At 76.9% G+C, this 14,218-nt stretch carries 12 protein-coding genes, 1 tRNA gene and 1 pseudogene; 9 read left to right on the top strand and 5 right to left on the bottom strand.

Annotation, left to right across the window (positions count from 1 at the left end; genetic code table 11):
• Window positions 1–31: 31 nt before the first annotated feature.
• Window positions 32–4,645: a hypothetical protein gene (locus tag ACWPWW_RS14835; protein WP_454051121.1), complete on the top strand. Its 4,614-nt coding sequence runs from the start codon at window positions 32–34 to the stop codon at window positions 4,643–4,645.
• A 141-nt stretch (window positions 4,646–4,786) separates the two neighbouring features.
• On the opposite strand, the gene ACWPWW_RS14840 is transcribed toward ACWPWW_RS14835, so the two are convergent.
• The 3 genes from ACWPWW_RS14840 to ACWPWW_RS14850 are packed head-to-tail and all read right to left on the bottom strand — an operon-like array spanning window position 4,787 to window position 6,288.
• Complete coding sequence (locus ACWPWW_RS14840; protein ID WP_454051122.1) at window positions 4,787–4,963, bottom strand: hypothetical protein; 177 nt, start codon at window positions 4,961–4,963, stop codon at window positions 4,787–4,789.
• A gap of 38 nt (window positions 4,964–5,001) precedes the next feature.
• On the bottom strand, window positions 5,002–5,568 hold the full coding sequence (gene mscL / locus ACWPWW_RS14845) for a large conductance mechanosensitive channel protein MscL (RefSeq protein WP_454051123.1): 567 nt from the start codon (window positions 5,566–5,568) through the stop codon (window positions 5,002–5,004).
• Between the two features lie 42 nt (window positions 5,569–5,610).
• Window positions 5,611–6,288: an SAF domain-containing protein gene (locus ACWPWW_RS14850; protein ID WP_454051124.1), complete on the bottom strand. Its 678-nt coding sequence runs from the start codon at window positions 6,286–6,288 to the stop codon at window positions 5,611–5,613.
• Between the two features lie 116 nt (window positions 6,289–6,404).
• Here ACWPWW_RS14850 and ACWPWW_RS14855 point away from each other — a divergent pair, with 116 nt between their 5' ends.
• Window positions 6,405–6,593, top strand: coding sequence for a hypothetical protein (locus tag ACWPWW_RS14855; protein ID WP_454051865.1), 189 nt, complete (start codon window positions 6,405–6,407; stop codon window positions 6,591–6,593).
• A 62-nt stretch (window positions 6,594–6,655) separates the two neighbouring features.
• On the opposite strand, the pseudogene ACWPWW_RS14860 reads toward ACWPWW_RS14855, so the two are convergent.
• Together ACWPWW_RS14860 and ACWPWW_RS14865 are read right to left on the bottom strand one after the other, a co-directional pair.
• Window positions 6,656–6,748: pseudogene (locus ACWPWW_RS14860) on the bottom strand (FmdB family zinc ribbon protein); the annotation flags it as partial.
• A gap of 98 nt (window positions 6,749–6,846) precedes the next feature.
• Window positions 6,847–7,485: a 5-formyltetrahydrofolate cyclo-ligase gene (locus ACWPWW_RS14865; RefSeq protein ID WP_454051125.1), complete on the bottom strand. Its 639-nt coding sequence runs from the start codon at window positions 7,483–7,485 to the stop codon at window positions 6,847–6,849.
• 119 nt (window positions 7,486–7,604) lie between these two features.
• Here ACWPWW_RS14865 and ACWPWW_RS14870 point away from each other — a divergent pair, with 119 nt between their 5' ends.
• The 7 genes from ACWPWW_RS14870 to ACWPWW_RS14900 all read left to right on the top strand — a co-directional run bounded on the left by ACWPWW_RS14870 (window position 7,605) and on the right by ACWPWW_RS14900 (window position 14,211).
• Complete coding sequence (locus tag ACWPWW_RS14870; RefSeq protein ID WP_454051126.1) at window positions 7,605–8,828, top strand: molybdopterin molybdotransferase MoeA; 1,224 nt, start codon at window positions 7,605–7,607, stop codon at window positions 8,826–8,828.
• Entirely contained in the window at window positions 8,828–9,433 is a 606-nt protein-coding gene (locus ACWPWW_RS14875) for a GNAT family N-acetyltransferase (protein ID WP_454051127.1), read from the top strand. The genes ACWPWW_RS14870 and ACWPWW_RS14875 overlap by 1 nt, the downstream gene beginning before the upstream one ends.
• Before the next feature lie 178 nt (window positions 9,434–9,611).
• Window positions 9,612–10,712: a hypothetical protein gene (locus tag ACWPWW_RS14880; protein WP_454051128.1), complete on the top strand. Its 1,101-nt coding sequence runs from the start codon at window positions 9,612–9,614 to the stop codon at window positions 10,710–10,712.
• Window positions 10,713–10,770: 58 nt separating this feature from the next.
• A tRNA-Ala gene (locus ACWPWW_RS14885) sits at window positions 10,771–10,843 on the top strand.
• Between the two features lie 96 nt (window positions 10,844–10,939).
• A complete protein-coding gene (locus ACWPWW_RS14890; protein ID WP_454051129.1) occupies window positions 10,940–11,497 on the top strand; it encodes a dihydrofolate reductase family protein in 558 nt (185 codons plus the stop codon).
• A gap of 61 nt (window positions 11,498–11,558) precedes the next feature.
• Window positions 11,559–12,590, top strand: a complete 1,032-nt coding sequence (locus ACWPWW_RS14895; RefSeq protein WP_454051130.1) for a bile acid:sodium symporter family protein — start codon at window positions 11,559–11,561, stop codon at window positions 12,588–12,590.
• 133 nt (window positions 12,591–12,723) lie between these two features.
• Complete coding sequence (locus ACWPWW_RS14900) at window positions 12,724–14,211, top strand: family 20 glycosylhydrolase (RefSeq protein ID WP_454051131.1); 1,488 nt, start codon at window positions 12,724–12,726, stop codon at window positions 14,209–14,211.
• Window positions 14,212–14,218 lie beyond the last annotated feature (7 nt).

Raw genomic sequence — 14,218 nt, forward strand, 5'->3', positions numbered from 1 at the left:
CGGAGGGCCCCTGGCGGTTAGCGTGCTGCGGGTGAAGGTCCCCGCGCGCCGCTCCGTCTCCGGGCAGCCGGCCGCCGCCGAGGCGGTGCCGGCGTCGTCGCCCACCCCGTCGGCCCCCGGCACCCCCGCCACCGGCACCGAGGGCCCCGCGCCCGACCGCTCCACGACGCACGACGGCGAGACCCCCATGCCCGACACCCCCGAGGTGACCGGCCCCGTGCTGGTCGAGCCCCCGTCGCCCGCCGAGCTCGTCGCCGGGGCCACCAGCACCTGGCGCGCCGCGCTCGTCGAGGCGGCCGGCGGCTCCACGCTGGCCGACGTCGAGCTGCTCGGCGACGCCGCCCTGGACCTGTCCGCCGCGCACCCGTCCGGCATCGCCCAGCTGTTCGCCGGCCGGGAGACCCGCCTGTCCAACCTCGTGCGGGAGGGCGCCGCGCTCGGCACCGCCCGCCGCCGCGCCCGCGCCGTCGCCGCCCGCGCCGGGACCTACGCGCAGCAGTACGGCATCGCCCCGACCTACCTGGCCATCGGCGTCGCGTCCTGGACCGAGCACAGCACCCCCGACGTCGCCACGGACGACGTCGCCGCGATCGCCACCGCCACCCGGGAGTCGACGCCGCACGCCGCCGGCGCGGACGACGCCGGCACCGACGCGCCCCAGCCGACCAGCCGCAAGGTGCGCGCCCCGGTGCTGCTGCGCCCGGTGTCCCTGCGCGCCCGCGGCACCGCCGAGAGCGACTACGAGCTCACGCTGGAGCCCTCGCTCGAGGTCAACCCCGTCCTGGCGCGCGCGCTGCGGTCCCGCGGTGCGCTGCTCGACCCCGGCGCGGTCGCCCGCAGCGCCTTCACCGGCTCGGGCTTCGACCCGCGCGACGCGATCACCCGGCTGACCTCCCTCGGCTCGGCCGTGCTCGACGACTTCCAGCTGGTCGACCGGATCGTCGTCGGCACCTTCGTGCACCCGGGGCAGGTGCTCGTCGACGACCTGGACCGCCTCGCGTCCGGGCTCGACCGGCACGAGGTCGTCGCGGCGCTCGCCGGCGTCACCGAGGCCGCGGAGCAGCTCGCGGTCACGCTGCCCGAGCCCGTGCGCGGCGACCGCGACCCGGCCCTCGAGCGCGGCGTCGGCGACCTCGACCCCGCGCAGCAGCACGTCCTGGACGTCGTGGCCCGCGGGTCGCACGTGTTCGTCGACGCACCCGCCGACAGCGACGTCACCGGCACGCTCGCCGCGCTGGTCGCGGACGCCGCCGCCGACGGCCGCACCGTCCTCTACGTCCCCGGGCACCGCCGGGCCGCCGTCGCGCTGCGCGAGCGCCTGGAGCAGCTCGGCGTCGGGGAGATCCTGCTCGACGTCGCCCCGGACGCCGCCTGGCGCGCCGCGTCGGCCCGCCGCCTGATGGGCGCGATGACCCTCGACGTCGACCCGGGCGACCTCGGAGCCGCCGCCGAGCTGCGCCGGTCGCTCGTCGACCACCGCGAGAAGCTGCGCGGCTACGTCGACGGCCTGCACCTGGTGCGGCAGCCCTGGGGCGCCTCCGCCTACGACGCCTTCCAGGCGCTGGCCCGGCTCACCGCCGAGCGTCCCGCGCCGCGCACGACCGTCCGCCTGCCCGTCGACGTCGCCCGGTCGCTCGACGCCGAGCGGCGCGCCGCCGTCGGCGCGGAGCTGAGCGAGGCCGCCGCCGCCGGGGCGTTCACGCTGCGCCCCGTCGACACCCCCTGGTACGGCGCCGCGCTGCTGTCGGACGCCGAGGCCGCGGACGCCCTGCGCCGCGCCGAGCGGCTCGTCGGCGACACCGGCCTGCCCGCCGTGGAGCGGCGCATCGCCGAGGTCGCCGAGGTCACCGGCTTCACGCCCGCCACCACGCTGGCCACCTGGGCCGAGCAGCTCGAGGTCCTGGCCGGCGTCCGCGGCGTGCTGGACGTCTTCCAGCCGCTGGTCTTCGAGCGCAGCCCGGCCGACATGGTCGCCGCCACGGCGTCCACGGCCTGGCGCGCGGAGCACGGCACCCCGATGGGGTACTCGCTGCGCCGGCGGCTGCGCAAGCAGGCCAAGGACCTGCTGCGTCCCGGCCGTCCCGTCGCCGACCTGCACGCCGCGCTGCTCGACGTCCAGCAGCAGCGCGCGATCTGGCAGGAGCACTGCCCCGCGGGCGGGTGGCCCCGGCTGCCCGAGCACCTGGGCGACATCGAGGCCGAGCACCGCGAGGTGCGGGCCGACGTCGAGGCGCTGACCGTGGTCCTCGCCGGCACGCCCGAGGGCGCCGACCTGCTGACCCGCCCGATCGGCGACGTGCTGGAGCGCGTCCGCCGCCTCGTCGCCGCGCGGGACACCCTCGAGGCGCTGCCCGAGCGCACGCGCCTGGTCCGCTCCCTGCTGGCCGCCGGCCTGGGGGACCTGCTCGACGACCTCGCCGACCGCCGCGTGCCCGCGGGCCTGGTCGCCGCCGAGCTCGAGCTCGCCTGGTGGACCACCGTCTTCGAGCAGGTCCTCGCCGCCGACCCCGCGCTCGCCGGGTACGACGGGCGCACGCTCGGCCGGCTCGCGGCCGAGTACCGCGAGCTCGACGTCGCGCACACCGCCGCGCTGGGCGGGCCGGTCCGCGCCCGCGCGATCACCCACGTCCGCAACGCGATGGCTGCGCACACCGAGCAGACCGAGGCGCTGTTCGCCGAGCTCGTCGAGGACCGGCTCACCAGCCTGCCCGAGACCTTCGAGCGGTACCCCGACGTCGCCCGGCGGCTGCGTCCCGTGCTCGCCGCCGCGCCGATGCTCGTGCCGCAGGTGCTGCCCGCCGCGCGCACGGTCGACCTGGTCGTGCTCGACGCCGCCGCGCACCTGCCGCTCGAGGTCGCGCTGCCCGCGCTGGCCCGTGGCCGGCAGGTCGTCGTCGTCGGCGACCCCCGCTGCGCCTCCGGCACCGCCGTGCGCGAGCTCGCCGACGTGCTGCCGACGGTCCCGCTGCGCGCCGACGCCTCCCGGCGCGACCCGTACCTGACCGCCTTCCTCGCCGCGCACGGCTACGGCGACGTGCTGTCCCCGACGCCGCTGCCCACCAGCGTCGCCACCGTCGGCCACCACCTCGTCGACGGCACCGGCATGCCCGACGGCACCGGCGCCGTGCAGAGCACGCGGGCCGACGTGGACCGCGTCGTCGAGCTGGTCATCGAGCACGCCCTCACGCACCCCGAGGAGTCGCTCGCGGTCGTCACCGCCTCCGCGCTGCACACCGCGCAGGTCCGCGAGGCCGTGCTCGCCCAGGTCCGGGACTCGCCGTCGCTCGCCGCCTGCCTCGACGGGTCGCGGCCCGAGCCGTTCGTCGTCACCGACCTCACCAACGTCGCCGGCCTGCGCCGCGACGCGCTGATCCTGTCGCTCGGGTTCGGCCGCACCCCGCACGGGCGCGTGCTGCACCGGTTCGGCCCGATCAGCGGCCCCGGCGGCGACGCGCTGCTGCTCGCGGTCCTCGGCGTCACCCGGCACCGGCTGGACGTCGTGTCCTGCTTCGCGTTCGCCGACGTCGACCCCGAGCGCCTGCGCGGTCCCGGCCCGCGCCTGCTCGGTGACCTGCTGCGGTTCGCCGAGCGGCGCGCCGCGGGCGAGACCGACCTCGCCATCGCCGAGCCGCCCGCCGAGGACGACGGCGCGCCCGTGGCCGAGGAGGTCAAGGCGCCCGCGGTCGCCGAGGCGGACCAGCCGACCGCCGAGCGCGAGCCCGTCCCCGCGGACGTCGTCGTCGCGACGGAGCAGGCGCCCGACCGCCTGGTCGTGGACCTGGCCGAGCGGCTCTGGCGGCACGGCCTCGTCGTGGAGCTCGACCACGGCCTGCCCGGCGGCCTGCACCTGCCGCTCGCCGTCGGCCACCCCGACCTGCCCGGCGAGCTGCTCGTCGCCGTCCTCACCGACGACGACGCGTACCTCGAGGAGCCGAGCGTCCGCGTCCGCGACCGGCAGGTCGCCGAGCGCCTCGAGCGCCTCGGGTGGAGCGTGCTGCGCGTCTGGTCCGCGGCCGCGTTCCTCGACCCCGAGGCCGAGGTCGACCGGATCCGCCGCGCCCTGCACGCCGTCGCCGACCAGCGCATCGCCCAGGCGCGCGCCGACCGGCAGCGCGGGATGCTCCTGGTGCCCGCGCCGCTGCTCGACGACGACGGCACGGGTCCCGCCCCGACGCTCACCGGGCTCGGCGTGCTGCCCGGGGCCGACGTGCCCGCCGGGGGCGGCACCTGGGCCGACGAGCCGCGGCCGGCGACCGGGGTGCTCGACGTCGTCGCGGCACCCGTGACCGATCCGGCGCCCGAGCCTCGCCCCGCCACCGGCGCCGCACCGGCCATCGCCGCCGACATCCCCGGCGTGATGGAGGCGGCCGCGCCGATGACCGGCGCCGTGCGCATCGTCCAGCCGACGCTCGCCGTCCCCGGCGGTCCGCGGCCCGACGTGCGCCCCGGCCTGCCGATCAGCGCCTACTCCGACGACCAGCTCGACGACCTCGTGGCGTGGCTCGTGTCCGACGGCACCGAGCGCACGCCCGACGAGCTCGCCGCCGCCGTCCGCGCCGAGCTGGGGCTGACCCGCCGCGGCTCGCGGGTCGACGCGGTCGTCGGCGCAGCGGTCCACCGCGCCACCGGCACCCACCCGGCCTGACGGCCGCTCCCGCCGGCGCGGGCCGACGCGGGCCGACGCGGGCCGACGCGGGCCGACGCGGGCCGGATCACCGCGCGTCGGGGAGACGGGGCAGCGCGCAGGGGCCGCACGCCGCTCGCCAGGGTGGCGTGGCGGGGTGGGTCACCAGTGCGGCGGGACGTCCCGGAGCAGGCGGTCGTCGTTCGAGTCGCCGCGGTCGTCGCCCCAGCCGGCGTCGGAGTCGTCGGCGCTGCGCCCGGGGATCAGCGGGGTGTCGTCGACCGGGCGTCGCGGACGGTCCGCGTCCTCGGGACGGGGCTCGGCGGGGGAGGTGCTCACGCCTCCCAGTGTCCCACCGTCCCGCGGGCGCCGACGGGTCAGGCGGTGGGCGTGCGGCTCGCGCCCGGTGCGTCGGGCTCGCCGGGGGCCTGGTGCGCGCCGGGGGCCTGGTGAGCGCCGGGGTGCGCGGGGGCGCTGGTGTCCTGGCGGAGGGCGGGCGTCGACTGCGCGGCGAGCAGGTCGCGGATCTCCTGCAGCAGCAGGATGTCCTCGGACGGCCGGGTGGGCTCCGCCTCGAGGCCGCGCTTGCGCCGCTCCGCGAGCTTGTTCAGCGGGAGCACGATGATGAAGTAGATCGCGGCGGCGGTCAGCAGGAACTGGATGATCGCGTTGATGATCAGGCCGAGGTCCAGCGTGGACCCGTTGATGGGCCCGACCACCCAGGCGATCTCCGGCTTGCCGAACAGCATGCCGATCAGCGGGCTGATGAAGCCCTCCTGCAGCGCTCCCACGACGGTGGTGAACGCCGCGCCGATGACGACGCCCACGGCGAGCTCGATCGCGTTCCCGCGGGAGATGAAGTCCTTGAACCCCTGGAAGACGCCGGCGAGCCCGCGGGCCCGCTCGGTGACGCCGCGCAGGCCCTTGTCGAGTACGTCGCTCATGCCGAGATGTCCTCCGAGGTACAGCGGCGGTGTGTGCCGGCATCATCCCACGATGACCGCACCGAGCACCCGGGAGCCGGTGGCGCCGCCGAGCTCCACGGACTCCTCGGGCGTCACCGCCAGCAGCACCGGCGCGGACTCGGAGGCCCCGGCCGAGCCACCGCCCAGCAGCGATCCGCCGCCGGTGTCGGACCCGTCGTCCGGTGCCTCCGCGGCGCCGGACTGCGCCAGCACGACGGCGCCGCTCGCGAGCCGCACCGGTTCGCCGCCGTCGAGCAGGGGTGCCGCGACCACGTCCACCCGCATCCCGGGCCGGAGCACGGCGGCGACGCCGGTGTCGGCGAACCGGACGGGGACGACCACCGTGCCGGGCGGGCCGGTCGTGGCGTCGTCCACGAGCAGCTCCGGCACCAGCGGCAGCCCCGCGGGCACGGCCACCGCCAGCCGCCGGCCGGTCAGGTCCTCGTCGGCACCCAGGCCCGGGGGCAGCAGCGCGACCGGCACGGCGTCGAGCGTCAGGTCGTCCTCGGTGAGCCGGGCACCGACGTCCAGGTCCCGCGCGGCGACGAGCACCTGCGCCGTCGGCGCGTCGGCGGGTCGCGCCAGGTCGACGGCGACCAGGGCGGCGAGGCCGGCGCAGAGCGCGGCGAGCGGCCGGCGGGCACGCCACGCGAGCACGCGGAGGCGTCGTCGGGCGTCGGGGACGAGGTCGGGCGGCATGCCGGCGACGCTAGGCGGCACCTCCGTCAGGGCTGCGCCGCCCACCCCTCACCCTGGGGACGACGCGCGCCTCCACCGCCTGTGGTCGACCCCGACCCGCGAGAGCACGCGGCCGGGTGGACCCCGGTCAGCTCGCGGCGGGCTTCGCGGCGGTGCTGGTGCTGCCGGCCGAGCTCGACGACGCGGCCGGGGCCGACGAGGTCGTGCTCGGGGTCGAGGTCGTCGTGGACGAGCTCGAGGTCGACGACGACGTCGAGCTGCTGCCCGTGGACGAGGTCGTGGTCGAGCGGGAGTCGTTGCGGTAGAAGCCCGAGCCCTTGAACACGACCCCGACGGAGGAGAACACCTTGCGCAGCTTGCCGCCGCAGCTCGGGCACTCCGTGAGCGCCGCGTCGCTGAAGGACTGGTGGATGTCGAAGGCGTGGCCGCACTCGGTGCAGGTGTAGGCGTAGGTGGGCACTGCTGTCTCCCGCGAATGACGTGACTCGGTGGGTGGGGGGCCGTTGGCACTCCCCGTGTCCGAGTGCCAATGATACGCGGCCCCGCGGTATTCCCGGCTCAGGCGCCCAGGGTGGCCCAGCGCTCGGGCGTGGCGACCATGTCGACGGTGCGGTCGTGCGGCTGGCGGGGGAGCGGCCGGACGGTGGCGTCGTAGAGCTCCTCCGCGAACACCAGCGCCACGACGGGCGTGCCGGGCCGGGCGTGCGCGAGGGCGCGGTCGTACCAGCCGCCGCCCTGCCCGAGCCGGGTGCCGGAGGTGTCGACGGCGAGCGCGGGGGCGACGACCACGTCGGCCCGGGCCAGCGCGTCGGCGCCGAGCGAGGGGGTGGACGGCTCCGGCGGGCGGCCGGGCGCGCGCTGCAGCAGGTCGTGCCGGCCGTCGTACCGGGCCCACTCGCGCTGCAGGCCCGCGCCCAGCACGGGCAGCAGCACCTCGACGCCGCGCGCGGCGAGCGAGTCGAGCAGCGGCCCGGTGTCGGGCTCGGTCGGCCGCGCGGCGTAGACGGCGACGCACCCGGCGTCGGCGAGGGCGGGGATCGTCTCCACCACGTCGACCAGCGCGTCCGCGGCCTCGGCCCGGAGCCGCGGCGACCGCGCCGCGCGAGCCGCCCGGATGAGCGCCCGGAACTGGTCCTTCACCTCGGTGATGGTGCTGCCGTCGGACGCGTGCGGGTACGGCTGGGCAGCGGTGCTCATGCCCCCAGTCTCCCAAACCCGGGGACGGGCGGGTAGGACCATCGGCGTGACGTGCGCCCGCACGCCCGGCGTCGGCGCTCCGTGCGCGGCTGCGGCGGTCCGGCGGGCAGAATGCCGCCATGAGATCCGTGCAGGACCAGCTCGCGGCCGTGCTGGCCGCGGTCGGGCCCGTCGCCCCCCTCGACGTCGTGCTCTCCGACGCCGCCGGCTGCATCCTCGCGGAGGACGTCGTCGCCCCGGCGGACGTCCCGGCGCGGGCGGTCGCGGCCCGCGACGGGTACGCGGTGGCCACCGGTGACCTGCGGGGTGCTGCTCCCGGCGCGCCCGTCGTGCTGCCCGTCGCCCACGACGTGCTCGCCGGCGACCCCGCCGCGCTGCGGCTCGCGCCCGGCCAGGCCGTGCGGATCGCGTCGGGCGGGCCGGTGCCCGCGGGGGCGGACGCGGTCGTCGCGGCGGAGGACACCGACCGCGGAGCGGTCCGCGTCACGCTGCACCGGGTGCCGGAGCCGGGCGAGCACGTGCGCGCCGCCGGCACCGACACCCCGCGCGGCGCGGTGGTCATCGCGGCGGGCACCCGCCTCGGGGCGCGGCAGCTCGCCGTCGCGGCGGCGACCGGCCGCGGTCGCCTGCGGGTGCACCCGGCCCCGCGGGTCGTCATCCTGTCGATCGGCTCCGAGCTGGCCGAGCCCGGGACGCCGGCCCGCGACGGCGGGGTCTACGAGGCCGCGGGCCACGCGCTGGAGGCGGCCGTCCGCGACACGGGAGCCACGCCGCGGCGGGTCGGGGTCGTCACCGACGACCGCGCGGTCCTGAGCGAGGCCCTCGAGGACCAGCTGGTCCGCGCCGACGTCGTCGTGACGACCGGTGGCCTGTCGGAGTCGCAGCACGACACCCTGGCCGACGTGCTGGCGCCGCTCGGCACGGTGCGGTTCGACCAGGTGGCCATGGCGCCGGGCTTCCGGCACGGGTTCGGCACGGTCGGCGAGGGCGACAGCGCGGTGCCGCTGTTCGCGCTCCCCGGGCACCCCGTCGCGTCGCAGGTGGCGTTCGAGGTGTTCGTCCGCCCGGCGCTGCGCGCGATGGCCGGGCACACCGACCTGTTCCGCCCGTCGGTGACGGCGCGCGCCGACGTGGGCTGGTCGTCGCCGGCCGGGGTGCGGCAGTTCGTGCCCGCCGCGGTCGTCGGCACGCCCGGCGAGGGCTACCGCGTGACCCCGGTCGGCGACCCGGCGACGTCGTCGATCACCGGGCTGGCGCACGCGAACGCGCTCGCGGTGGTGGGGGAGCAGGACGACGCCGTGGTGGCCGGGCAGGTCGTGCACTGCCTGGTGCTGGAGGGCTGATGCCGCGCGGCTGGCCCGTCACCCTGACCGACGGCGACGTCCGGCTGCGCCCGCTGCGGCGCGGCGACGAGGCCGACTGGATGCGGCTGCGCGCCGTGAACCACGCCTGGCTCGAGCCCTGGGACGCCACGTCGCCCGAGCCGGTCACCGGCCGACGACCGACGTTCGGGCAGTTCGTCCGCACGCTCGACCGGCAGGCGCGGTCCGGGACGTCGCTGCCGTTCGCCGTCGAGCACGGCGGGGAGCTGGTCGGGCAGCTGACCGTCTCGGGGATCACCTACGGGTCGCTCTACTCGGCGTCGATCGGCTACTGGGTGGCGCGGCACGCGGCCGGGCGGGGCATCACGCCGACGGCGGTGGCGCTCGCGACGGACCACTGCTTCACCGCGCTGGGTCTGCACCGGGTCGAGATCAACATCCGACCGGAGAACCGGCCGTCGCTGCGGGTCGTCGAGAAGCTCGGCTTCCGGGACGAGGGCGTGCGCGAGCGGTACCTGCACATCCAGGGCGAGTGGTGCGACCACCGCACGTTCGCCCTGACGGCCGAGGAGGTCCCGCGCGGCCTCCTGGCGCGCTGGCACGCCGCCGGGACCGCCGGGCGCTGAGCGGGGACCACCTACCGGCCTCCACGCATCGGGGTCCGGCGGCACCTACCGGGCGCCGGGTGTGGGAGGGTAGCCCCGGTCCCGCGGAACTACACCGGTGTGATTTTCCCCCGCGCGGCCCGTCGACACGCCGTGAGGGGTCCGGGAGCACCGGGCCGCCCGCCCCTACCGTCGTGGAGTGTACGAATTCGCCGGACCGGCCGCCCTCGTGGTGGTCGGCCTGTGGATCGCCTACCTGGTGCCGCACAAGCTGCGGCACCGGCAGCAGTTGCTCGAGTCGCGGACCGACGACCGGTTCTCCGACGCGCTGCGCGTGCTCGCCGTGACCGGCCCGGAGGGGTCGGACCGGCGACGGCGTGCGGACGTGGCCCGGAGCGTCCGGTGGGACTGCGGCCCGGTGGACAAGCGAGTCGGGTTGCTCACCCCCGGGACGGGGAACCGGATCGCCGGAACGGACAGGGGAGCCACGGACGTGGACCGACCGCACGGGACCCAGGACAGGATCGGCGCCGACGCCGCCCGCCGCGTCGCGCAGCTGCACGCCGCCCACGCCGCCGCGACCGCCCGGCGCGGTGCCGCCGCGCGCCGCCGTGGTGCGCTCGCGGGCGCGCTGCTCGCCGCGACGGTCGCCGGCTGGGTCGTCGTCGGCGTCACGGCCCTCGGCGTGCTCGCGGGCGTGGTGCCCACGGTGCTGCTCGCCGGTGTGCTCGGCCTCGGCCGCCGCGCCGTCGTGCAGGGCCGCGCCGCCGAGGACGAGTGGGAGCGCCGCATCACCGAGGCGTCGCGGCCGCTGGTCGAGCGCGCCGCCCGGCCGGGCCGGCAGGGTGCCCGCGGCCACGCCGTGAAGCCGTCGCTCACCGACACCCAGGCCATCACCCGCGTCCGGGCCGACCTGCCGGTTCGCACCTCCACCCGCGTGCAGGACGGCGGTCGCGAGGGCGACAGCTGGTCGCCCGTGGCCGTGCCCGCACCGACCTACACGATGAAGGCGCCCGCGCCGCGCCGCGAGCCCGTGCCGCTGGGCGACGTCGAGGGCTCCACGCTGGCGGCGCCCGCGCGGCGCTCGGCCGCGGCTCCCGACGAGGTCGCGACGACGGCGCCCGCGGTGCCGGTCGTGCCGGAGGAGGCCGTGCCCGCCTCCGCCGCCGTCCCGGACGGCCCGGAGACGGCGGCGGCCACGGCCGAGGCCCCCGGGACGACGGCTCCCGCGACCGACGCGCCCACCGGGTCCATCGACCTCAACGCCGTGCTGGCGCGCCGCCGGGCGGTCGGTCAGTAGGCCGGCGAGGCCGTGTCGTGAGCAGCCCGTCAGGGATGTTAGGCTGTTCACCGCTCAAGGGGCTGTGGCGCAGTTGGTAGCGCGTCTCGTTCGCAATGAGAAGGTCAGGGGTTCGAATCCCCTCAGCTCCACCGGTACGCGAGGCCCGGGATCCACGGATCCCGGGCCTTCGTCGTTCCCGGACGTCGACGTCCGACGTGTCGGACCCCCTCGCTACGGTCGACGGCATGAGAGTGATCTACAACACAGCGACGACCATCAGCGGGTACATCGCGGACGAGGACGACTCGCTCGCGTGGCTGTTCGCCGTCGAGTCCGACGCCCAGCCCGACCACGACGCGTTCCTCGAGCCCATCACCGTGCTGGTGTCCGGCTCGACCACCTACGAGTGGGTGCTCCGCGAGGAGGACCTGGTCGCGCACCCCGACAAGTGGCCCGCGTACTTCGGCGACCGGCCGCAGTTCGTGTTCACCACCCGGGACCTGCCGGTGCCGGACGGCGCCGACGTGCGGTTCGTGCGCGGGTCCGTCGCCGACGCGTTGCCGGCGATCCGCGAGGCGGCCGGTGACGGCGACGTGTGGGTGGTCGGCGGCGGGGACCTCGCAGGGCAGTTCCTGGACGCCGGCGTGCTCGACGAGGTGCAGGTCAGCGTGGCCCCGGCGGCGCTGACCGGCGGTGCCCCGGTGCTGCCGCGGCGCGTCGGCCCGGACCGGCTGCACCTGCGGTCGGTCGAGCGGTACGGGCAGTTCGCGCACCTCGTCTACGACGTGCGCCCGCCCGCCTGACGCCCGGCTCAGGGGCGGACGCCGCACGAGCCGGCCCGGGCCGCGGTGGCATGATGTCCGGGTGCCTGACGCGACCCCGACCCGACCGGGCCGGTGGTCCCGCACCTGGAAGACGTTCAAGACCTGGGTCGACCCGCTGGTCGTGATGATCGTCGCGGTGTTCGTGCTGGGCCTGCTGGCCCCGGCCTCCGGGGGCTTCGCGTCCGTCCTGGACCACGTGACCACCGGCGCCGTCGTCCTGCTGTTCTTCCTCTACGGCGCCCGCATGGCCACCAGCGAGGTCTGGGACGGCCTGCGGAACTGGCGGCTGCAGGGCGGGATGCTCGCCTCGACGTACCTGCTGTTCCCGGTGCTCGGCCTGGCGGTGCAGCTGCTGCCCGGCTCGGTGCTCCCGGAGGACCTGCAGACCGGCCTGCTGTACCTGTCGCTGCTGCCGTCGACGATCCAGTCGTCCGTGGTGTTCACCTCGATCGCGCGCGGCAACGTCGCGGGGGCGATCACGGGCGCCACCGTCTCCAACGTGCTGGGCATCGTGCTGACGCCGCTGCTCGTCGGGGTGCTCATGTCCCGTGCGGGCGGCCCGGTCGGCGGCTCGGCCGGGGCGACCCTGCTGCAGCTGCTCCTGCCGTTCGTCGTCGGCCAGCTGCTGCAGCCGAAGATCGGCGCCTGGGTGCGGGCCCACAAGCCGCTGACCCTCGTCACGGACCGCGGCACGATCCTGCTGGTCGCCTACGGCTCGGTCTCCGAGGCCGAGAGCTCCGGCGCCTGGGACCACCTCACCGTCGGCGTGCTGGTCGCCCTGGTGGTCGTGTGCGCGGTGCTGCTGACGGTGATGCTGCTGATCACGTGGAACGGCGGACGGCTGCTGCGGCTGAGCCGCGCCGACCGGATCGCCCTGCTGATGTGCGGGTCCAAGAAGAGCCTCGCGACCGGTCTGCCGATGGCCAGCGTGCTGTTCGGGCCGGTCGCGGCCGCCGGGGTCGCGCTGCCGGTGATCGTGTTCCACCAGCTGCAGCTCGCCACCTGCGCCGTGCTGGCCCGCCGCCTGGCGGCGACCGAGCCGGAGCCGCGACCCGCCACCACGGCGGCCTGAACCGACCGGCCGGGGTGTCGCGTCCCGGCCGTCCCGCGCGTCGCTGCCGCGCCGCCCCCCGAGCGTGCACACTGTGCAGCGGGGGCCGGGCACGGACGTGCCCGTCGTCGACCCGTCGTCCGGAAGGACCCCCGTGCCCGCTCCGACCACACCCCTGCGCCTCGTCCCGGCCCCGCGCCTGGTCCGGGCCGGCGAGGGTGCGCCGTTCGTCGTGTCGGCGTCGACCACCGTGACCGTCAGCACCGGGCCGGCCGAGGTCGCGCTGGGCGTCCTGGCCGCGGAGTCGCTCAGCCGGATCTCGGGCAGCACGGTCGAGGTGCGCTACCGCGACGTGGCGGAGCCGACGCAGCCCGGGGACGTGGCGTTCGTGCTGGACCCGGACCACCTCGCCGGCGAGCAGTACCGGCTGGACGTCGCGTCCGACCGCGTCGAGGTCGCCGCGGGCACCGCCGAGGGGCTGATGCGCGGCCTGGCGACCCTGCACCAGGTGCTCCGGCCGCACCAGGGCTCGATGGCTGCGTGGCCGCTGCACGTCGAGGACGAGCCGGTGCACGCCTGGCGCGGGCTGTCGGTCGACGTGGCGCGGCACTTCTTCGGCACGGACGACCTGCGGGTGGTCGTCGACCTGATGGCCGCGTACAAGCTCAACGTGCTGCACCTGCACCTGTCGGACGACCAGGGCTGGCGGCTCGACCTGCCGTCGCGGCCGGAGCTCGCGGCGCGCTCGGGCGGCACGGCCGTCGACGGGGACCCCGGCGGGTTCTTCACCATGGAGGAGTTCGAGGCGCTCGTCGCCTACGCCGACGCGCGGGGCGTGCGGGTGGTGCCGGAGATCGACGTCCCGGGCCACGTGAACGCCGCGCTGCACGCGTACGGCGCGCTCACGCCGTCGGGGGAGCCGACCGAGGCGTACACGGGCATCGAGGTGGGCTTCAGCCGCCTGCACGCGGACCTGCCGGCGACCGAGCCGTTCCTGCGGGACGTGTTCGGGGACGTCGCGTCGGTGACCCCCGGCGACTACGTGCACATCGGGGGCGACGAGGTCCTGACGATGGAGCACGACGAGTACGCGCGGCTGGTCCGGATGGCGAGCGACGCGGTGCGCGCGGCGGGCAAGCAGGTGGTGGGCTGGCAGGAGATCGCCACGACGCCGCTCGAGCCGGGCACGGTGGTCCAGTACTGGGACACCCGCATGGACCCGGCGCCGTTCGTCGCGGCGGCGCGGGCGGGCGCGCGGCTGCTGATGTCGCCGGGGTCGCGGGCGTACCTGGACATGAAGTACGACGCGGACACCGAGCTGGGCCTGGAGTGGGCGGGGCACATCGAGCTGCGCGACGCCTACGAGTGGGAGCCGACCGCGCTGGTGCCGGGGCTGCCCGAGGGCTCGGTCATCGGCGTGGAGGCGGCCGTGTGGACCGAGACGCTGCGCAGCCTGGACGACCTCATGACGATGCTGCTGCCGCGGCTCGCGGCGGTCGCCGAGGTCGCGTGGACGCCGGCGGCGCAGCGCGACTGGGACGACTTCGTGGTGCGCGTCGCGGGCCACGGCCCGTACTGGGACGCCGACGGGCTGGCCTGGTACCCGAGCCCCCAGGTCGACTGGCACCTGAAGCGGTCCTGACGCCGGT

The sequence above is a fragment of the Cellulomonas sp. Marseille-Q8402 genome (assembly GCF_965119525.1).

Bases quoted from the DNA above. Each gene is read 5' to 3' on its own strand.
- ACWPWW_RS14865 (WP_454051125.1), bottom strand. From the start codon at position 7,485: ATGAGCACCGCTGCCCAGCCGTACCCGCACGCGTCCGACGGCAGCACC.
- ACWPWW_RS14890 (WP_454051129.1), top strand. From the start codon at position 10,940: ATGAGAGTGATCTACAACACAGCGACGACCATCAGCGGGTACATCGCG.
- ACWPWW_RS14875 (WP_454051127.1), top strand. From the start codon at position 8,828: ATGCCGCGCGGCTGGCCCGTCACCCTGACCGACGGCGACGTCCGGCTG.
- mscL (WP_454051123.1), bottom strand. From the start codon at position 5,568: ATGAGCGACGTACTCGACAAGGGCCTGCGCGGCGTCACCGAGCGGGCC.
- ACWPWW_RS14850 (WP_454051124.1), bottom strand. From the start codon at position 6,288: ATGCCGCCCGACCTCGTCCCCGACGCCCGACGACGCCTCCGCGTGCTC.
- ACWPWW_RS14870 (WP_454051126.1), top strand. From the start codon at position 7,605: ATGAGATCCGTGCAGGACCAGCTCGCGGCCGTGCTGGCCGCGGTCGGG.